Source organism: Serratia surfactantfaciens (assembly GCF_001642805.2).
GTDB lineage: Bacteria > Pseudomonadota > Gammaproteobacteria > Enterobacterales > Enterobacteriaceae > Serratia > Serratia surfactantfaciens.
The window spans coordinates 4,685,833-4,704,089 of the sequence record NZ_CP016948.1 but is presented as its reverse complement, the minus strand read 5'-3'; the positions used below and the strand labels follow the sequence as shown (position 1 = coordinate 4,704,089).

Sequence of the window (18,257 nt, the reverse complement as noted above, 5' to 3'; positions counted from 1 at the left end):
CGGCCTCAGCCGTGCGAAACGAAGCCCGGTTCCCCGGCGGTATCATCATCGTCGTTCGTCTGCGGCAGCGCGGCGACATCGTCGTCGTTCGCCTCTTCCGCTTCATCGTGTTGCGCGCCGGCTTGCTGCGCCAGCAGCGGGTTGATCGGCCGTTTGACCTCAACCCCCAACGCGCGAAAACCTTCAATTTGGCCAATAAGATTACCACGGCCTTCGCTCAGTTTGTTCATCGCCTGACGATAACTGCCTTGAGCCTTGTCCAGGCTCTGCCCCAGCGCGGACATATCGTCCACGAACAGCCGCATCTTGTCATACAGTTTCGCCGCGCGATCGGCGATGCGTTGGGCGTTCTGGCTCTGATGTTCATAGCGCCACAGATTGGTGATGGTGCGTAGCGCCACCAGCAACGTGGTCGGGCTGACCAGCATGATGTTGTGCTTGAGCGCTTCGCTGATCAGCTCCGGTTCGCGATCGATAGCCAGCAGGAAGGCGGGTTCGACCGGAATGAACATCAACACATAATCCAGCGAGCGCAGCCCCGGCAATTGCTGGTAGTCCTTGCGGCCCAGCATGCGGATGTGGCCACGCAGCGAGGCGATATGTTCGCTCAGCGCCGCTTCGCGCTCCACCTCGTCTTCGCCGTTAAAATAGCGCTCGTAGGCGATCAGCGACATCTTGGCGTCGATCACTACATCCTTGCCCTGCGGCAGACGCACGATGACATCGGGCTGCATGCGGCTCTGGTGATCCACCCGCACGTTGACCTGCGTTTCATATTCGTGCCCTTCGCGCAGGCCTGAGGCCTCGAGCACCCGGCTCAATACCACCTCGCCCCAGTTGCCCTGCGTCTTGTTGTCGCCTTTCAGCGCCTTGGTGAGGTTGATGGCCTCGCGCGCCATCTGCGCGTTCAGCTGCTGCAGATTGCGTATCTCGTGCGTCAGCGTGTGGCGCTCCCGCGCCTCCTGGCCAAAGCTGTCTTGCACCTGACGGCGGAAACCGTCCAGCTGTTCGCGCAGCGGCAACAGTAAACGATCCAGACTTTGCTTATTTTGCTCGTCAACCTTGCGGCCGCTGTGTTCAAAAATGCGGTTGGCGAGATTTTCAAACTGGGTGGTGAGCCGCTGTTCGCTGTTGATAAGCAGGCGTTGCTTCTCTTCCGCCGCCATGCGCGTCTCTTCCAGACGGATGGTGACTTCGCGCAGTTCGGCTTCTTGCGCGCTATTGACCTCGCGCTGGGCACGCAGCTCCTGATTGAGCAGTTCGCATTCGTTGCGCCAATGGTTGAGCTGTTGCAGCTTCTCATGCCCGGCCGCCAGTTGGCTGTGCAGATTGCGCAGCTCCAGCTCGCTCTGGCGCAGCTGTTGCTCGTGGCGCTGCAGCGTTTCCTGCCGCGCCGCCGTTTCCTGCTGCGCCTGCTGCAACGCTTGCTCCAGCAACCGCAGCTCGGTTTCATGTTGCGCATGCGTCTGCTGCACCCGCAGACTGGCGATCAGCCACCCCAACAGCATGCCGATCGCTACGCCGCCAATCCCATAAATCAGACTGGTATCCACCCTGCCTCCTGTTGCACCTTGCCGTTGCGGCGTTTTGCACGCCCATTGCCCGTCACGTTAAGGGGAGGCTGTATGGATGTCCAGCCTGATTTTGCCGGCCGCGCACAATATTGCGCGGCGCTGCGCAATTTAGCGAGAAATCAACCCAGCCACTGGCTGAGCCACTTGATGCCGAATGCCCCCGGCGCCAGAATGCCGAACGCCCAGATCATCGCCGACGTGACGTTGGCCAGTTGGAAGTAGCGCTGCGGCATGCCGCAAATGCCGCCCACCAGCGGCACCACGGCGCGCAGCGGGCCGAAGAAGCGGCCGATGAAAATGCCCAGCACGCCCCAGCGTTCAAAGAACGCGTGGCCGCGCGCCAGCAACTGCGGATTGCGCGACAGCGGCCACATATGGGCCACGCGATCCTGATAGTGGTAGCCGATCCAGTAAGAGAGCCAGTCACCGAAAAACGCCCCGACGGCGGCGGCGGCCCAAATCGGCCAAAAGGCGATTCCGCTTTCGCCGATCAGCGCACCCAGCGCCAGCAGGATCACCGTGGCCGGCAACAGCAGCGACAAAAACGCCAACGACTCGCCGAACGCCAGGAAAAAAATGATGGGAATGGCCCAGCCTTCGTGCTGACGCACGACGTCGCTGACCCAGTTGATAACGTCATTGAGGCTCAATGCGGGGCTCCTGATACGCGATAATTCACCGCTTAGGATAGGCCGGGGCGAGTTAAACCCCGGTTAAACACGCGGCGATTTACTCGAGGTAGAACGCCTGCAGCGCTTCGCGCTGTGCCGCGCCCAGACCGTATTCCGCCTCCAGCCAGCGGTCGGTGGAGCCGTATTGCTGACGGATGCAGCCCAGCGCGGTCATCAGGAACTCCTCACGCGCGCTGAGCACGTAGGCGAATTGCTCCAGCGCCGCCGCATTCAGCTTGATAGACAGCTGATCCAGCATCTGCTCGCGGAAAGCGGCCAGCGTGGTTTCGGTCAGCAGATAGTCTTCCAGCACGGTCGCTTCGTCGGCACCCAGCGCGAACAGCACCAGCGCCGAGCCGACACCGGTGCGATCCTTGCCGACCGCGCAATGCTGCACGATGGCGCCACCGCCAGGATTGCTCAGCAGCTGCGCCAGCCGCTGATAGGCCGCATTGCCGAACGGCAGGCGGCGATACAGTTCCAGCATGAACGCGCGGGCGTCGAAAGCGGCCAGCGTTTCGTTGGTGAGCTTCTCCAGGTTGGCGTTGACTTCGCTGCTCAGCGGGTTGGCCGGCACGTGATGATAGTCGGCACCATTCCACAGAATATCCGGCTTGGCCTGCACTTCGTCGGCATCGCGATAGTCCAGCACCGAACGCACCGGCACACCGGCGAGAAAGGCGCAGTCGTTTTCCGTCAGCCGCTCGAGGGAACCGGAGCGAAACAGCAGGCCGCGCTTGATGCGGCGCCCATCGGCCACGCCGTTGCCGCCGAAGTCACGGAAATTGATGCCACCGTCGAGCGGCGCAAGCGAAGGATGAAGCAGGATCTGGGCGGTCATAAACGTCCTCGTTGTTGTTGTTCTGACAACGCGCGGCGGCCATCGGCGCAGCGCTGAGGAGTATCACCGTAACAGATTAGTCGCGAATGGAAAAACGGGCCGCGTCGGCGGCCCGTTCAGGGAAGGCGATTACAGCAGGCGACGAGCGGCGTCCACCACGATCTGCACCGCTTTGCTTTCGGTGTTTTTCATGGTCTCGGCGTTCGGGATCTCTTGCTGGGTGCGGTTGACGATCACCCCAGCCACCATGCCGGCGCGCAGGCCCTGGCTGGCGCACATGGTCAGCAGCGTGGCGGATTCCATTTCATAGTTCATCACGCCCATCGCCTGCCACTCTTCCATCGAGCCTTTGAAACGGCTGACCACGCGGCCGGAGTAGGTATCGTAACGTTCCTGGCCCGGGTAGAAAGTATCGGAAGAGGCGGTTACGCCAATGTGGGTGGTCGCGCCGCTGGCTTTGGCAGCTTCCACCAGCGCGGTGGTGCAGGCGAAGTCCGCGACCGCCGGGAACTCCATCGGCGCAAAGTGCAGGCTGGCGCCGTCGAGGCGTACCGCCGCCGTGGTGACCAGCACGTCACCGACGTTGATGTTCGCCTGAATGGCGCCGGTGGTGCCGATGCGCAGGAAGGTGCGGATGCCCAGCTGCGCCAGCTCTTCCACCGCGATAGAGGTAGACGGGCCGCCGATGCCGGTGGAGCAGACGATCACCGCCTTGCCGTCCAGCTCCGCGCGCCAGGTGGTGAATTCACGATGGGAGGCCAGATGCACCGGATTTTCCATCAGCTTGGCAATCTTCTCTACGCGCTGCGGATCGCCCGGCACGATGGCAAGCTGGGCCCCTTGTAAATCGTTCTTGGTGAGGCCGAGATGAAAAACGTCAGACTGAGACATACGAGACTCCTCATGGATCATGTTTATTGGGAGGAACAAAAAAGCACTCTACTGAAAATCGTCGCCCATTTTCGTGACGACAGTCACTATGAAAAGAGAAACAAATTACATGCTACATATTTTTTGTGATTTTTATCACAAAATAACGAGGCAGCGCCGCCAGCACTCTCTTGCTGAACCTCAGTCTAGCCGACAAAACTTACCGCCTCTCCCCGTTGGTTGCCGGTTGAAACTATTTAGCTCAACAACCAGAAATAACCCTATCTTATCGGCTGCTTAGGGACAAAAAAGCCATCTAACGCACCTTATGGCAATTACGTGGGCCAAAACCCGCAATAACATGATAAAAAGCGCCTAAAAATGCCGTAAAGCCAGATAATTAGCCGTTTTTTATCGACTTGTCCGAAAGTGCTCCACGCAGCGCCAATAATGGGTAATCTTTCCTATAGTTAATCTCAGCGCTTTTTTCTATTGCACGGAGACCGCAATGAAAACCGAACATGTGATGACATTAGAACAGGCTCAGGGGGGATTCGCCCCGGCCGCCGCGCCGTTGGCCGCCTCCGCGATTATCACCGATGAACAGGGCATTCACGCCGGGCAAACGACCATCCCTTCTCAGGGAGACGCGCTGCCGGCCTACGTCGCCAAACCCGCCGAGCATAATGGCCCCTTCCCCATCGTGCTGGTGGTGCAGGAAATTTTCGGCGTACATGAACATATTCAGGATCTGTGCCGCCGCCTGGCGAAACAGGGCTATCTGGCGATCGCGCCCGAGCTCTATTTCCGCCAGGGCGACGCCAATGACTACACCGATATCGGCGAGCTGTTCCAGCAACTGGTGACCAAGGTGCCGGATCGCCAGGTGCTGTCGGATCTGGACCACGCCGCGCACTGGGCCATCCGCCACGGCGGCGACGCCGGCAAGCTGGCGATCACCGGCTTCTGCTGGGGCGGCCGCATTACCTGGCTGTATGCGGCGCACAACCCGCAGTTGAAGGCGGCGGTCGCCTGGTACGGCAAGCTGGTGGGTGAAAAAACGCTGAATTCACCGAAGCATCCGGTCGATGTCGCAACGCACCTGTCGACGCCGGTGCTGGGGCTGTATGGCGGGCAGGACAGCAGTATTCCGCTGGAGACGGTGGAAACCATGCGTCAGGCGATCCGCGCCGCCAACGCTGATGCTGAAATCGTGGTGTACCCCGGCGTCGGGCACGCGTTCAACGCCGACTATCGCCCCAGCTACAACGCCGAAGCGGCGCAGGACGGTTGGCAGCGCATGCTGGCGTGGTTCGCCCAGCACGGCGTCAAGTAACCTCCCCTGCATAAAAAAGGGCGCCGAAGCGCCCAATCATCACACCAGTAAATCTATAAGCGGCGGTCAATCCGCCGCACTCATCACGCCTGCTCGCGCAGGCGCTGCGCCGCCAATACCATGTTGGCCAGCGACTGGCGGGTTTCCGGCCAGCCGCGGGTTTTCAGGCCGCAATCCGGGTTAACCCACAGGCGTTCAGCCGGGATATTCTGCGCGGCTTTACGCAGCAACGCTTCAATCCATTCCACGCTCGGCACGTTCGGCGAGTGGATGTCGTAGACGCCCGGCCCGATTTCGTTCGGGTATTCGAACTCTTTGAAGGCTTCCAGCAGATCCATATCGGAACGCGAGGTCTCGATAGTGATCACGTCGGCGTCCAGCGCGGCGATGGAGTCCATGATGTCGTTGAACTCGCAATAACACATGTGGGTGTGGATCTGGGTATCATCCCGCGCCACGGCGGCGTTCAGCTTGAAGGCGTCCACCGCCCAGTTCAGATAGGCGGCCCAATCGGATTGACGCAGCGGCAGCCCCTCGCGCAGCGCAGGTTCGTCGATCTGAATGATGCCGATGCCGGCTTTTTCCAGATCTTCCACCTCGTCACGCAGTGCCAGCGCAATCTGCTTGGCGATCGCTTCGCGGGTCACGTCTTCACGCGGGAACGACCAACACAGGATGGTCACCGGCCCGGTCAACATGCCTTTTACCGGCTTGTCGGTCAGAGACTGGGCGAATTTGGCCCATTCGACGGTGATGGCTTCCGGGCGGCTGACATCGCCGATGATCACCGGCGGCTTCACGCAGCGGGAACCGTAGCTCTGCACCCAGCCGTTCTGGGTAAACACGAAGCCGTCCAGGTTCTCGCCGAAATATTCCACCATGTCGTTGCGCTCGGCTTCACCGTGCACCAGCACGTCCAGCCCGAGGCGCTCCTGCTCAACGATCGCCTGTTTGATGTGCTCACCGATGCTGGTGCGGTAGTTGCTGCCGTCCAGACGGCCCTGCTTGAAGTCCAGGCGCAGGCCGCGGATCTCGGTGGTCTGCGGGAACGAACCGATGGTGGTGGTCGGCCAGGCCGGCAGGTTGAAACGTTCGCGCTGCGCCCTGGCGCGCTCGGCGTAAGCGCTGTGGCGCTCGCTGTCCTGCGCGGTGATAGCGGCCAGACGGCGCTCAACCTGCGCATTGTGTACACGGCTCGACTGACGGCGGGCGCGGATCGGCGCGCTGTAGGCGTCCAGTTCGGCCTGTTTCGCCGCGTCGGGCGCGTTCAGCGCCGCAGTCAGCAGCGCCAGCTCGGTACATTTTTGCAACGCGAAGGCGAACCAGCTCTTCACTTCTTCGTCCAGACGGCTTTCCACGCTCAGATCGATCGGGCTGTGCAGCAGTGAACAGGAGGTGCCGATCCACAGCGGGCGGCGGCCCACCAGCGGTTGCAGACGTTCGAACCAGCGGCTCAGATCGGCGCGCCAAACGTTGCGGCCGTTGATCACGCCCAGCGACAGCAGCCACTCTTGCGGCAATGCGGCGCTCAACGCGGCGATATCGTCATGGCCGGCGACCAGATCGACGTGCAGCCCCTGCACCGGCAGCGTGCGAATAGTGTCGAGGTTGTGGCCGACGCTGTCGAAGTAAGTGGTCAGCAGCAGTTTCACCTGCCCCTGCAGCGCGTCGTAAGCCGGTTTAAAGGCATCCAGCCAGGCCTGCGGCAACTCCAGCACCAGCGCAGGCTCGTCAATTTGTACCCACTCGACGCCGCGTTTCGCCAGCTCGGCCAGCACCTGCTGGTAAACCGGCAGAATGTCTTTCAGCAACGACAGGCGATCGAACGGCTCGCCCTTCACTTTACCCAGCCACAGATAGGTCACCGGGCCAAGCAGCACCGGTTTGATGCGGTGACCAAGCGCCAGCGCTTCGTCCACTTCGTCCAGCAGCTGGGTCCAGCCCAGCTTGAACTGCTGACCTTGCTGGAACTCAGGCACCATGTAGTGGTAGTTGGTGTTGAACCATTTGGTCATTTCCGCCGCGGCCGCCGGCTCGCCGGTCGGTGCGCGGCCTCGGCCGATGCGGAACAGCGTGTCCAGATCGATCGAGCCATCCGCATTCTGATGGCGCGCCGGCACGTTGCCCAACAGCAGGCTGGTGGTCAACACATGATCGTACCAGGCGAAATCGCCGACCGGCACCAAATCCACCCCGGCCTGCTGTTGCTGTTGCCAATGGCGAGCGCGCAGCTCGCGGCCAACCGCCAACAGCTCTTCCTGCGTTGAGTTGCCAGCCCAGTAGCTTTCCTGAGCTTTTTTCAGCTCACGTCGCAGCCCAACGCGAGGAAAACCCAGTGTGTGATTCAAAATTGCCATCGTCATATTCCCCATTTAGCCGTCCAGATGTTTACACATCCATAATCAGCAGGTACTGTATTAACCACAAGCGCAATTTATTCACTGTCAATGTGAAGGACTCTCATGATCGAACTGAAACATTTACGGACGCTGCAGGCCCTGCGCAGCAGCGGTTCGCTGGCGGGGGCGGCGGCCCAACTTCATCAGACGCAGTCTGCCCTGTCGCACCAGTTCAGCGATCTTGAGCAACGTCTGGGCTTCAAGCTGTTCGTGCGCAAGAGCCAGCCGCTGCGCTTCACCGCCCAGGGCGAGATCCTGCTGCAGCTGGCGGAACAGGTGCTGCCACAAATCTCACAGGCGCTGCAGGCCTGCCACGAGCCCCATCAGACTACGCTGCGCATCGCCATCGAATGCCACAGCTGCATTCAGTGGCTGACGCCGGCGCTGGACAATTTCCGCCGGCGTTTCCCACAGGTGGTGATGGACTTCACCTCCGGCGTCACTTTCGATCCGCAGCCGGCTTTACAGCAGGGCGAGCTGGATCTGGTGATGACGTCGGATATTCTGCCGCGCAGCGGCCTGCACTATTCGCCGATGTTCGATTTCGAGGTGCGTCTGGTGCTGGCGCCGGATCATCCGCTGGCCGGCAAGCCGCACATCGAACCGGAAGACTTGAGCGATGAAACGCTGTTGATTTACCCGGTGCAGCGCCAGCGGCTGGATATCTGGCGGCATTTCCTGCAGCCGGCGGGCGTCAGCCCGGCGTTGAAGAACGTCGATAACACGCTGCTGCTGATCCAGATGGTATCGGCGCGGATGGGGATTGCGGCGCTGCCGCACTGGGTGGTGGAGAGCTTCGAACAGCAAGGCCTGGTGGTGACCAAAACCCTGGGCGACGGCCTGTGGAGCCGGCTGTACGCCGCCGTGCGCGACGGCGAGCAGCGCCAAACGGTGACTGAAGCCTTTATCCGCTCGGCCCGTCAGCACGCCTGCGATCATCTGCCGTTTGTGCGCGACGCCGCACGCCCCGGCGCAACCGGCGCCAAAGCGTTGGCGGCCGGCGTATAAACTTGCGGGCCCCTCCTGCCGGGGCCCATCCTCTTAGCCGTTCTGTTTCGGCGCCACCCAGCGGCGGTGCACCCACAGCGAAGCGACGATCACCGCTCCGCCGATGATAAAACTCGGCCAGTGCGGCTGCTGTTGCCAGATAGCCAGGTTGACCAACAGCCCGGCCGGCACATGCATATTGTTCATGATGCCGAGCGTGCCGGCATCCACCTGCGTCGCGCCGTAGTTCCACATGAAATAACCCAGCCCCGACGCCACTACGCCCAGCCAGATCAGCACGCCCCACTGCAGGTGAGTGGTCGGCAGCTGTTGCGGATTGCCCCACAGGCACCAGGCCACCACCGCCACCACCGCCGCCCCCAGGTAGAACCAGGAAAATGCGGTGTGCTGCGGCAAGGGGTGCACTTCCATCAGGCGCTTATAGCCGACCATGCCGATGGCGAAGCTGATGTTCGCCGCCTGCACCAACAGCAGCCCCCACCAGAAGTGCTCGCTCAACTGGTGATAGCGGATGATCGCCGCACCCAGCACCGCCAACAACGCGCTGAATACGTAGCCCCAGCGCAAGCGCCGGCCGCTCAGCAAATCATAGATCAGCGTGATGTACAGCGGCGTCAGCACGGTAAACAGCAGGAACTCCGGCACCGTCAGGTAGAGATAGGCGCGGAAGCTGAACAGGTACATGATGCCCAGTTGGCAGGCGCCCACCAGCATATACAGCAGGATCACCCTGGGTTTGATATTGCGCCAGCGCAGAAACGGCAGGAATACCAGCGCCGCCAGCCCGATGCGCATCAGCACCGAGAACCAGCTGTCGACATGGCCCGCCAAATATTCGCCGATCAGGCTGAAAGAGAACGCCCACAAAATGGTGGTGATAACCAAGAGCAGCACGATGGGTTCATCCTAAAAATACCGAAAGGGCGATTGTAACGGAAGATGGATGCATAAGGGGATGAAAGGCGGTTTACATCTGAGCAAAAGATAAACTACCGGCAAAATTTCGCCGCTGCGTTAGGCTTAATAAAAAAGCGAGGTAACCATCATGAAAACGTCTCACATCCTGTTCGCTCTGTTGCTGCTGCCCGGTCTGGCTGCGGCGGCCAACGGCGTGACCGACCTGCGTTCACAGCAGCAGTTCCTCAACCAAAACAGCCAACAGGCCCAGCAACAGCGCCTGTTGAACAACCGGCAGATGGATCAACGCCGCCAGCAGCAGCAGCGGCAGTTCGACAATCAGCGGCAACAGCTGCTGCAAACCACGCCGAACGGCGGCCAACTGCTGCCTAACGGCAACCAACCGCGCGATCCGTTCAACCGCACCACGCCGGCAGTGCCGCAGGCGCCGCTGCAGGCTACGCCCGCACGCCCATAACGGTGAGGATCAGCGGCGTGGTGATCGCCGCCAGCACGGTGGACATCACCAGGCTGGTGGCGGCCGGGCCGGTGAGCGTATTGAACTGGCGCGACATCAGGTAGACGTTCACGCCCACCGCCATTGAACCCAGCAGCACCACGACGCGGGTCTCCATCGGCGGCAGCGCCATCATCCAGGCCAGCAGCCAAATCACTAACGGCTGCACCAGCAATTTCAACACGCAGATGGCGCCGCTCAACTGCCAGCCTTCGCTGATGCGGTACTCAGCGAGCCCCATGCCGAGCACCACCAGCGACAGCGGCGCCGCCACCTGGCCGAGCATGCTGACCGGCCGGTCGACGAAGTCCGGCAGCGGCAAGCCAGTCAGGCTGAACAGTGTGCCAGACAAAATGCCGACGATCAGCGGATTGGTCAGTACGCTGCGCGCGGTTTTAGCAAAGCCCCCCAGCGTCGGCGAGCCGTTGCGTGCCCATTCGATCGACACCGTGACCAGCGTCCACAGGATCAGGCCGTTGAACACCAGCACCAGCGCCACCGACGGGATCGCCGCCTCCCCCAGCATCACGCTGGCGATCGGTAAACCGAGCATCACGTTATTGGAGAAAATACCGCCCAGTGCAAACACCGACCCGGCGACGCCATCCAGCCGGAAAAGGTGCCGGGCGACGAGACGGCCGAGCACGAACACGATCAGGCAACTGCCGAAGAACGCGATCAGCAGCCGGGCGTCGACCGCCGGACGCTGCGAGAAGTCGCACATCATGCGAAACAGCATGGCGGGCAAGGCGAGGGAAAACACAAAGCGCGTCAGGCCATCGGTGATGCTGGTGGGCCATTTCCCCCAGCGAATCAGCCCATAACCCAACGCGATCAGGACGAACAGCGGTAAAGACAGCACCATCTGGTGCCACAGTGACAGGATAAAGCCAGGCATCGCATTCCTTCCGGTGGTGCGGCGGCAAGGCTTGTCGTCGCGGGATTCATCGGCGCCGGATTAGAACTCCGGGCCAATCAAATCTATCCGGTCGGTGCAAATGCAGTCAACGCCCCAGTCGAGCAGCAGGCGCGCGCGATCCGGTTGGTTAACGGTATACACCAGAATGCGCAGCCCGGCGTCTTTCAACGCTTTCACCCGCTCGGCGGTCAGCGCTTTATGGTCGATATGCAGCGAGACGCAGTCCAGGCGTTCCGTCAGCTCGCGCCAGTTATCGTCCCAGTCCTCCAGCAGCAAGCCGCGCGGCAAATCCGGCACGGTGCGCTGCGCCGCCGCCAGCGCTTCCACCGAGAAGGAGGAGAGCAACGGGTCGGTCTGCCCTTGCCACAGCAGCCGCGCCGCCAGCGCCACCACCCGGCCGGTTTCATCGTCGCTGCCGGTGGTCGGTTTGATTTCGATATTGGCCATCAGACCATGTTCCTGGCAGCGTTCCGCCACTTCCGACAGCAGCGGCAGCCGCTCGCCCTTGAAGGCCGAGCTGTACCAGTTGCCGGCGTCCAGCTGCACCAGTTTATCCCACGGCAGTTCGCCCGCCACGCCCCAGCCGTTGCTGGTGCGATCCAGCGTATCGTCATGCAGCAGGAAAATTTGTCCGTCCTGCGCCAGCTTGGCGTCGAACTCGATCATCTTGTGGCCATGGCGCGCGCCGACGTCGATCGCCGCCAGGGTATTTTCCGGCGCCAGAGAACCGCCGCCGCGATGGGCGACAATATGAGGATAAGGCCAGGGTCTAGTCATCAATCCATCCGTAATCCGCTGTGGGTGTCAAAGAAGTGCAGCGCCTGAGCAGGCAGCTGCAAATATAGCGTACTGCCCGCCGTCGGCAAGGTTTCATGCGACAACCGCGCGATCACTCCGTGGCCGCCCCACTGGCCGTGCGCCAGATTGTCGGCTCCCAGCAGTTCCAGCGTCTGCAACTGCAACGGCACGCCCTGGCCTTGCGCCACCAGCTGAATATGCTCCGGCCTGACGCCCAGCGTCAACTGCCGCCCCGCCCACTGCGGTTTGGCCACCGGCAACGGCAGCGCCATGCCGTCCGCCAGCAGCAGCTGGCTACCGTCGGCACTGAGGGTGCCGGGCAGCAAATTCATCGCCGGCGAGCCGATAAAGCCGGCGACGAACAGCGAAGCCGGCCGTTGGTACACTTCGCTCGGCGTGCCGATCTGCTCCGCCACGCCCTTATTCATCACGATCACCCGCTGCGCCAGCGTCATCGCCTCCACCTGATCGTGGGTCACGTACAGGCTGGTGGTTTTCAGGCGCCGGTGCAGCTGTTGCAGCTCCAGGCGCATCTGCACCCGCAGTTTGGCGTCCAGGTTGGACAAGGGTTCATCGAACAGGAACACCGCCGGTTCGCGCACGATGGCGCGCCCCATCGCCACGCGCTGACGCTGGCCGCCGGATAGCTCGCGCGGTTTACGCTTGAGCAGCGGCTCCAGCTCCAGAATGCGCGCCGCCTCCTCCACCCGCTGGCGGATATGATCCTTGCCAAAACCGCGGATCTTGAGGCCGTAGGCCATGTTGTCGTATACGCTCATGTGCGGATAGAGCGCGTAGTTCTGGAACACCATCGCGATGCCACGATCCTTGGGCTCCAGATCGGTCACGCGCCGGGTATCGATATAGATATCGCCGCTGGTGGTGCGTTCCAGCCCGGCTACCATGCGCAGCAGCGTGGACTTGCCGCAGCCGGACGGGCCAACCATCACGATGAACTCACCGTCCGCCACATCGAGATCGATCTGTTTGATCACCGGCGTTTTACCGTCGTAAGACTTGGTGACCGCCTGTAGTTTTAATCCTGCCATCGTCGTTATTTCTCGCTATCAACCAGACCGCGCACAAACCAGCGCTGCATCAGAAGCACCACCGCCAGCGGTGGCAATAAAGTCAGAATCATCGCCGCCATCACCTGGTTCCACTGGGTCGGCGCGCCGGAAGTGGAGATCATGCTCTTGATGCCCGCTACCGCGGTGCCCATCGAGGCGTCGCTGGTGATCAGGATCGGCCACAGGTATTGGTTCCAGCCGTAGATAAAGGTGATGACGAACAGCGCCGCCAGATTGGTTTTCGACAGCGGCAACACGATGTCCCAGAAGAAACGCATCGGCCCGGCGCCGTCGATGCGCGCCGCCTCCAGCAGCTCATCCGGCAGCGTCATGAAGAACTGGCGCAGCAGGAAAGTGGCGGTAGCCGAGGCCATCAGCGGCAGCGTCAGACCGGTGTAACTGTCCAGCAGGTTGAGGTTGGAGATCACCTCCACCGTCGGGAAAATACGCACTTCCACCGGCAGCATCAGGGTGAGGAAAATCAGCCAGAAGAACAGGCTACGCAGCGGAAAGCGGAAGTACACGATGGCGTAAGCCGACAGCACCGACACCGCGATCTTGCCGAAGGTGATCGCCAGCGCCATGATCACGCTGTTCAGCAGCAGCAACGAGAACGGCACTTTGAGGTTGCCCACGCCGCCCTGCCAGATATTGCGGATGTTCTCCCACAGGTGGCCGCCGGGCACCAGCGTCATCGGCACCTGAAACACCTGTTTGTCGTCCAGCGTGGCGGCGACAAAGGCCACGTACAGCGGGAACAGCACCACCAGCACGCCGATAATCAGCATCACATGGCTGAAGATGTCCAGCCCGCGTCGATTCTCAATCATTGGTAGCGCACCTTACGTTCAACGAAGCGGAACTGGATCACCGTCAGGCCGATCACCAGCAGCATCAGGATCACCGACTGCGCGGCGGAGCTGGAGAGATCCAATCCGGCGAAGCCTTCGCGGTAGATCTTGTAGATCAACGTGGTGGTGGACTGCACCGGCCCGCCGCCGGTGGCGGCGTCGATCACCGGGAAGGTATCGAAGAAGGCGTACACCAGATTGACCACCAGCAGGAAGAAGCTCACCGGCGCGATCAGCGGCAGCACCAGATGGAAGAAGCGGCGTACCGGACCGGCGCCGTCGATGGCGGCCGCCTCCACCAGCGAACGCGGGATCGACTGCAGCGCGGCGAGGAAAAACAGGAAGTTATAGCTTATCTGCTGCCATACCGAGGCCAGCACCACCAGGAACATCGCCTGGCCGCTGTTTTGCGCATGGTTCCAGTTATAGCCCAGCCCATTGAGGAAGTGGGTGATCAACCCGAGGCCGGGGTTGAACAGAAAGATCCACAGCACCGCCGCCACTGCCGGTGCCACCGCGTAGGGCAGGATCATCAGCGTGCGGTAGAGGCGGCTGCCGCGCAGCACGTAGTCCACCAGCGCGGCGAAAAACAGCGAGACCGCCAGCCCGATGCCCGCCACCAGGAAGCTGAAGATCAGCGTGGTGTAGAACGAGTCGAGGTAGTATGGATCCTGGAACAGCTGCTTAAAGTTATCCAGCCCGACAAACTGACTGGACAGGCCGAACGGATCGAGACTCTGCACCGAATACCACAGCGCCTCGCCGGCGGGCCATAAAAAGAACACGGCGGTAATCAGCAGCTGCGGCAGCACCAATGCATAGGGCAACCAGCTGCAGCCGAAACCGGGACGGGAAGATGACATAGACGTTAAACCATTAATCGGGTGCGGGAGGATCGGCGTGAAGATGCGAGCCCGGTCTACCGGGCCCGCGACACAGGATTACTTGGTCGACGCTTCGAAACGGCGCAGCAGCACGTCACCGCGCTGCACGGCGGCGTCCAGCGCCTGCTGAGGCGTTTTCTTGCCGGTCCACACGCCTTCCAGCTCCTCATCCACCACGCTGCGGATCTGCGGCATGTTGCCCAGGCGCAGCCCCTTGGTGAACGGCAATGGCGGCTTGTTCAGCATCTGGCGAGTGGCGACGTCGGCGCCCGGGTTCTTGTCGTAGAAGCCCTGCTGCTTGGTTAGATCGTAAGCCGCGGTGGTGATCGGCAGATAGCCGGTCTTCTGGTGCCATTCGGCGGCGATTTCCGGCTGCGCCAGGTACTGCAGGAACTCGGCCACGCCCTTGTAGGTGGCGGCGTCTTTGCCGTTCATCACCCACAGGCTGGCCCCGCCGATGATGGCGTTCTGCGGCGCGTTTTTCGCGTCGGCATCGTAAGGCATCATGCCGACGCCGTAGTTGAATTTGGCGTAGTGCTTGATGTCCGCCAGCGAACCGGAAGAGGCGGTGGTGATGGCGCAATCGCCGTTGTAGAACTTCTCGGTGGATTCGTCTTTGCGGCCGAAGTAGGTGAAATCACCCTTCTTGTTCATCGCTTCGAGCAGCTCGATATGCTTGACCTGCAGCGGCTTGTTGAACTCCAGCTTGGCGTTGGTACCGCCGAAGCCATTGTTTTCACTGGCGAACGGCACGCCGTGCCAGGCGCTGAAGTTCTCCAGTTGGATCCAGCCCTGCCAGCCGCTGGCGTAGCCGCATTTCATGCCGGCCGCGCGCAGCTTGGCGGTATCCGCCGCCAGTTCCTGCCAGGTTTTCGGCGGCTGATCCGGGTTCAGGCCGGCCTTCTTGAAGGCGTCTTTGTTGTAGTACAGCACCGGCGTGGAGCTGTTGAACGGCTGCGACAGCAGATGGCCGCTCTTGTTGTCGGTGTAATAGCCGGCTACCGTCGGCACGAACACCGATTCGTCGAAGTTGATGCCGGCCTCTTTGAACACTTCGTAGACTGGCTTGATGGCCTTGCTGGCCATCATGGTGGCGGTGCCCACCTCGTAAACCTGCAGGATCGCCGGCGCTTTGCCGGAGCGGTAAGCGGCGATGCCCGCCGCCAGGCTCTGTTCGTAGTTGCCTTTATAAACCGGCACAATCTTGACGTCGCTGTGCGACTGGTTGAAGCGATCCGCCAGGGAATCCACTTCCTTACCCAGTTCGCCTTCCATCGAATGCCAGAACGGGATCTCGGTCGCCGCCAGTGCCTGAGTGCTGACCGCCAGGGTCAACGCGACGCACAGCGTGGTTTTGCGAATAGCGTAGGTGAGCATGCCTAACTCCTGAAAAAAGCTGGTGTAAATGCGCGTGAGCGAAAAGAATCAATTCTTGATGAGGGAGTGCCCCCTATAGCTTTCGAGTTGCAGCCAGGCGGCAACCTGCTGGCACCCTGGAGCTTAGCTAACTAAGTGACAGGGGGCAGCCGGGCAGCCAACAACGCTGTGGCTCGAAAGATGACGGGGGATAACATGCCATGCTCGGATGACAGAAAAATAACCGTTACATGACAGCCACATGACGGCAAGGTGAAGTGAAGATGGCGGTTTGATGTCGGCGGCGGGCATGTGCTCCGCCGCCGCGAGGATTACAGCGAACGGCGCAGACGCGCCACCGCTTCCTGCATCTGTTGCTCGGTGGCGGTGGCGAACGACAGGCGGAAGGTCGAACGATCCGGGTTGTCGGAGAAGAAGTATTCACCCGGCACGAACACCACGCCCTGCTGCAGGGTGGCGTTCAGCCATTCGGTGGCGTTGAACGGCTGGCGGAAACGCGCCCACAGGAACATGCCGCCCTTCGGCTTATCGAAGGTGATGTAGTCGCCCAGCTCCTGTTCCACCAAACCGGCCAGGATCTCGCCCTTCTGTTTGTAGGCGGCGCGGATCTTGTCGATCTGCGCCGGCAGGCGGCCCAAACCGAGGTAGCACTCGACGATGCTCTGCGACAGCGCGCTGGCGTGCAGATCCGCCGCCTGTTTGATGATCGCCACTTTATGCAGCAGGAACGGCGGCAGGATCGCCCAGCCCAACCGCAGGCCCGGCGCCAGGATCTTGGAGAAGGTCGAGGTATAGATGATGTGGTCGGTGTTGCCCAGCACCCGCTGCGACACCTGATGCAGCGTCGGGTGGCGCTCTTCGGTGAAGCGCAGCTCGCCGTACGGATCGTCTTCGATGATCAGGAAGTTATGTTCGACGGCCAGCTTCACCAGCAGTTCGCGGCGCGCGGCGCTCAGGGTGATGCCGCTGGGGTTGCCGAAGTTCGGCACCACATACACGCCCTTGATGCGCTGGGTTTTCAGCAGCTCGGCCAACTCTTCCACCACCATGCCGTCGCTGTCGGACGAAACCGACATGATGTTGGCCTCCGCCAGTTCCAGCGTTTGCAGCGCCGCCAGGTAGGTCGGGCGCTCCACCACGAACACTTCGCCCGGATTGACGATGGCGCGCATCACCAAATCCAATGCCTGCTGAGAGCCGGCGGTGACCATCACCTCTTCCGCGCGAGCGGTGACGCCGCGCTCGGCGCACAGCGCGCAGATGCGCTCACGCAGCAGCGGGCTGCCCTCGGTCAAGCCATACTGGAACGCGCTTTTCGGCTGTTCGGTGATCGCCTGCTGCGTGGCGATGCTCAATCCTTCGAAATCGAACAGCGCATCAGAGGGGATGCCGCCCGCCAGCGAAATGACGTGTTCCATCTTGCTGTGCTTAAGCAATTCACGGATGGCCGAACTTTTTACGTTAACGATGCGCTGCGCGAGTAACCCTTCTGTCTTCATTTCTTCTTCTCGTACCTGATTATTTTAATTCGTAGGGGGGCGGATTAACCGCCCAGATACGCCGACCTCACTGCTTCGTTGGCTAACAATGCAGCCCCCGTATCTTCCAACACCACGCGGCCGTTTTCCAGCACATAACCGCGGTCCGCCAATTTCAGCGCCTGATTGGCGTTTTGCTCCACCAGGAAGATGGTCATGCCCTCTTCCCGCAGCTGCTGAATGATGTCGAAGATCTGCTGGATGATGATCGGCGCCAGCCCGAGCGAGGGCTCGTCGAGCAGCAGCAGCTTCGGCTGGCTCATCAGCGCGCGGCCGATGGCCAACATTTGCTGCTCGCCGCCGGACATAGTGCCGGAGCGCTGGTTACGCCGCTCCAGCAGGCGCGGGAACAGAGTGAACACCCGTTCGATGCGCTGTTGATACTGCTGGCGATCGGCGAAAAAGCCGCCCATCGCCAGGTTTTCTTCCACCGTCATGCGCGAGAAGACGCGCCGCCCTTCCGGCACGATCGCCACCGCCTCGCGCATGATGCGCGAGGTTTGCCACTGGGTGATGTCCTGATCCAGGAAGATGATGCTGCCTTCGCTGGCGCGCGGTTCGCCGCACAGGGTGCCGAGCAGCGTGGTTTTACCGGCGCCGTTGGCCCCGATTAACGTCACGATTTCGCCCTGCCTGATCGTCAGGCTGACCTGATGCAGCGCCTGAATTTTGCCGTAATGGGCGGATACCTGATTGAATGACAACAT

Annotated in this window: 17 protein-coding genes; 3 read left to right on the top strand and 14 right to left on the bottom strand. The window is 61.4% G+C overall.

The annotated features are described in order from the left end of the window. Positions 1 to 5: 5 nt before the first annotated feature. The 4 genes from rmuC to udp all read right to left on the bottom strand — a co-directional run bounded on the left by rmuC (position 6) and on the right by udp (position 3,977). Positions 6 to 1,553: a DNA recombination protein RmuC gene (gene rmuC / locus ATE40_RS21960; protein ID WP_063918295.1), complete on the bottom strand. Its 1,548-nt coding sequence runs from the start codon at positions 1,551 to 1,553 to the stop codon at positions 6 to 8. A gap of 140 nt (positions 1,554 to 1,693) precedes the next feature. Next, positions 1,694 to 2,224 (bottom strand): DedA family protein, encoded by a 531-nt coding sequence (locus ATE40_RS21955; protein ID WP_019455291.1) that lies wholly within the window; start codon positions 2,222 to 2,224, stop codon positions 1,694 to 1,696. Positions 2,225 to 2,303: 79 nt separating this feature from the next. Next, the gene (locus ATE40_RS21950) at positions 2,304 to 3,086 is read right to left on the bottom strand and encodes a tyrosine-protein phosphatase (protein WP_063918294.1); all 783 of its coding nucleotides are present in this window, start codon (positions 3,084 to 3,086) and stop codon (positions 2,304 to 2,306) included. A 129-nt stretch (positions 3,087 to 3,215) separates the two neighbouring features. Then, positions 3,216 to 3,977: a uridine phosphorylase gene (gene udp, locus ATE40_RS21945; protein WP_004934432.1), complete on the bottom strand. Its 762-nt coding sequence runs from the start codon at positions 3,975 to 3,977 to the stop codon at positions 3,216 to 3,218. Between the two features lie 487 nt (positions 3,978 to 4,464). Here udp and ATE40_RS21940 point away from each other — a divergent pair, with 487 nt between their 5' ends. Next, positions 4,465 to 5,292, top strand: a complete 828-nt coding sequence (locus ATE40_RS21940; protein WP_063918293.1) for a dienelactone hydrolase family protein — start codon at positions 4,465 to 4,467, stop codon at positions 5,290 to 5,292. 83 nt (positions 5,293 to 5,375) lie between these two features. Here the strand turns inward: ATE40_RS21940 and metE are convergent, their stop codons facing one another. After that, positions 5,376 to 7,664 carry a 5-methyltetrahydropteroyltriglutamate--homocysteine S-methyltransferase gene (metE, locus tag ATE40_RS21935; protein WP_071892045.1) on the bottom strand — a complete coding sequence of 763 codons (2,289 nt, stop codon included), beginning with the start codon at positions 7,662 to 7,664 and terminating at the stop codon, positions 5,376 to 5,378. Between the two features lie 90 nt (positions 7,665 to 7,754). On the opposite strand from metE, the gene metR reads away from it, so the two are divergent. After that, positions 7,755 to 8,699: an HTH-type transcriptional regulator MetR gene (metR, locus tag ATE40_RS21930; RefSeq protein WP_063918291.1), complete on the top strand. Its 945-nt coding sequence runs from the start codon at positions 7,755 to 7,757 to the stop codon at positions 8,697 to 8,699. 33 nt (positions 8,700 to 8,732) lie between these two features. Here metR and ATE40_RS21925 read toward each other — a convergent pair whose 3' ends face one another. Continuing rightward, positions 8,733 to 9,593 (bottom strand): carboxylate/amino acid/amine transporter, encoded by an 861-nt coding sequence (locus ATE40_RS21925; RefSeq protein ID WP_019455296.1) that lies wholly within the window; start codon positions 9,591 to 9,593, stop codon positions 8,733 to 8,735. Positions 9,594 to 9,744: 151 nt separating this feature from the next. On the opposite strand from ATE40_RS21925, the gene ATE40_RS21920 reads away from it, so the two are divergent. Further along, on the top strand, positions 9,745 to 10,074 hold the full coding sequence (locus ATE40_RS21920) for a hypothetical protein (RefSeq protein WP_063918290.1): 330 nt from the start codon (positions 9,745 to 9,747) through the stop codon (positions 10,072 to 10,074). On the opposite strand, the gene ATE40_RS21915 is transcribed toward ATE40_RS21920, so the two are convergent. The 8 genes from ATE40_RS21915 to livF form a co-directional block, all read right to left on the bottom strand. Further along, positions 10,055 to 11,011 (bottom strand): AEC family transporter, encoded by a 957-nt coding sequence (locus tag ATE40_RS21915; protein WP_019455298.1) that lies wholly within the window; start codon positions 11,009 to 11,011, stop codon positions 10,055 to 10,057. The genes ATE40_RS21920 and ATE40_RS21915 overlap by 20 nt on opposite strands. A gap of 60 nt (positions 11,012 to 11,071) precedes the next feature. Then, the gene (gene ugpQ, locus ATE40_RS21910; protein ID WP_019455299.1) at positions 11,072 to 11,809 is read right to left on the bottom strand and encodes a glycerophosphodiester phosphodiesterase; all 738 of its coding nucleotides are present in this window, start codon (positions 11,807 to 11,809) and stop codon (positions 11,072 to 11,074) included. Then, complete coding sequence (locus tag ATE40_RS21905) at positions 11,809 to 12,879, bottom strand: sn-glycerol-3-phosphate import ATP-binding protein UgpC (protein WP_019455300.1); 1,071 nt, start codon at positions 12,877 to 12,879, stop codon at positions 11,809 to 11,811. Before ATE40_RS21905 ends, ugpQ begins: the two co-directional genes overlap by 1 nt. A 5-nt stretch (positions 12,880 to 12,884) precedes the next feature. Then, a complete protein-coding gene (gene ugpE / locus ATE40_RS21900; protein WP_019455301.1) occupies positions 12,885 to 13,730 on the bottom strand; it encodes a sn-glycerol-3-phosphate ABC transporter permease UgpE in 846 nt (281 codons plus the stop codon). After that, complete coding sequence (gene ugpA, locus ATE40_RS21895; RefSeq protein ID WP_015376293.1) at positions 13,727 to 14,614, bottom strand: sn-glycerol-3-phosphate ABC transporter permease UgpA; 888 nt, start codon at positions 14,612 to 14,614, stop codon at positions 13,727 to 13,729. The genes ugpE and ugpA overlap by 4 nt, the downstream gene beginning before the upstream one ends. A 78-nt stretch (positions 14,615 to 14,692) precedes the next feature. Next, positions 14,693 to 16,012 (bottom strand): sn-glycerol-3-phosphate ABC transporter substrate-binding protein UgpB, encoded by a 1,320-nt coding sequence (gene ugpB, locus ATE40_RS21890; protein ID WP_019455303.1) that lies wholly within the window; start codon positions 16,010 to 16,012, stop codon positions 14,693 to 14,695. A 311-nt stretch (positions 16,013 to 16,323) separates the two neighbouring features. After that, the gene (locus tag ATE40_RS21885; protein ID WP_063918289.1) at positions 16,324 to 17,511 is read right to left on the bottom strand and encodes an aminotransferase-like domain-containing protein; all 1,188 of its coding nucleotides are present in this window, start codon (positions 17,509 to 17,511) and stop codon (positions 16,324 to 16,326) included. Between the two features lie 44 nt (positions 17,512 to 17,555). Next, the gene (livF, locus tag ATE40_RS21880) at positions 17,556 to 18,257 is read right to left on the bottom strand and encodes a high-affinity branched-chain amino acid ABC transporter ATP-binding protein LivF (RefSeq protein WP_019455305.1); all 702 of its coding nucleotides are present in this window, start codon (positions 18,255 to 18,257) and stop codon (positions 17,556 to 17,558) included.

Bases quoted from the DNA above. Each gene is read 5' to 3' on its own strand.
- ATE40_RS21950 (WP_063918294.1), bottom strand. From the start codon at position 3,086: ATGACCGCCCAGATCCTGCTTCATCCTTCGCTTGCGCCGCTCGACGGT.
- udp (WP_004934432.1), bottom strand. From the start codon at position 3,977: ATGTCTCAGTCTGACGTTTTTCATCTCGGCCTCACCAAGAACGATTTA.
- ATE40_RS21940 (WP_063918293.1), top strand. From the start codon at position 4,465: ATGAAAACCGAACATGTGATGACATTAGAACAGGCTCAGGGGGGATTC.
- metE (WP_071892045.1), bottom strand. From the start codon at position 7,664: ATGGGGAATATGACGATGGCAATTTTGAATCACACACTGGGTTTTCCT.
- metR (WP_063918291.1), top strand. From the start codon at position 7,755: ATGATCGAACTGAAACATTTACGGACGCTGCAGGCCCTGCGCAGCAGC.
- ATE40_RS21920 (WP_063918290.1), top strand. From the start codon at position 9,745: ATGAAAACGTCTCACATCCTGTTCGCTCTGTTGCTGCTGCCCGGTCTG.
- ATE40_RS21915 (WP_019455298.1), bottom strand. From the start codon at position 11,011: ATGCCTGGCTTTATCCTGTCACTGTGGCACCAGATGGTGCTGTCTTTA.
- ugpQ (WP_019455299.1), bottom strand. From the start codon at position 11,809: ATGACTAGACCCTGGCCTTATCCTCATATTGTCGCCCATCGCGGCGGC.
- ATE40_RS21905 (WP_019455300.1), bottom strand. From the start codon at position 12,879: ATGGCAGGATTAAAACTACAGGCGGTCACCAAGTCTTACGACGGTAAA.
- ugpE (WP_019455301.1), bottom strand. From the start codon at position 13,730: ATGATTGAGAATCGACGCGGGCTGGACATCTTCAGCCATGTGATGCTG.
- ugpA (WP_015376293.1), bottom strand. From the start codon at position 14,614: ATGTCATCTTCCCGTCCCGGTTTCGGCTGCAGCTGGTTGCCCTATGCA.
- ugpB (WP_019455303.1), bottom strand. From the start codon at position 16,012: ATGCTCACCTACGCTATTCGCAAAACCACGCTGTGCGTCGCGTTGACC.
- ATE40_RS21885 (WP_063918289.1), bottom strand. From the start codon at position 17,511: ATGAAGACAGAAGGGTTACTCGCGCAGCGCATCGTTAACGTAAAAAGT.
- livF (WP_019455305.1), bottom strand. From the start codon at position 18,257: ATGTTGTCATTCAATCAGGTATCCGCCCATTACGGCAAAATTCAGGCG.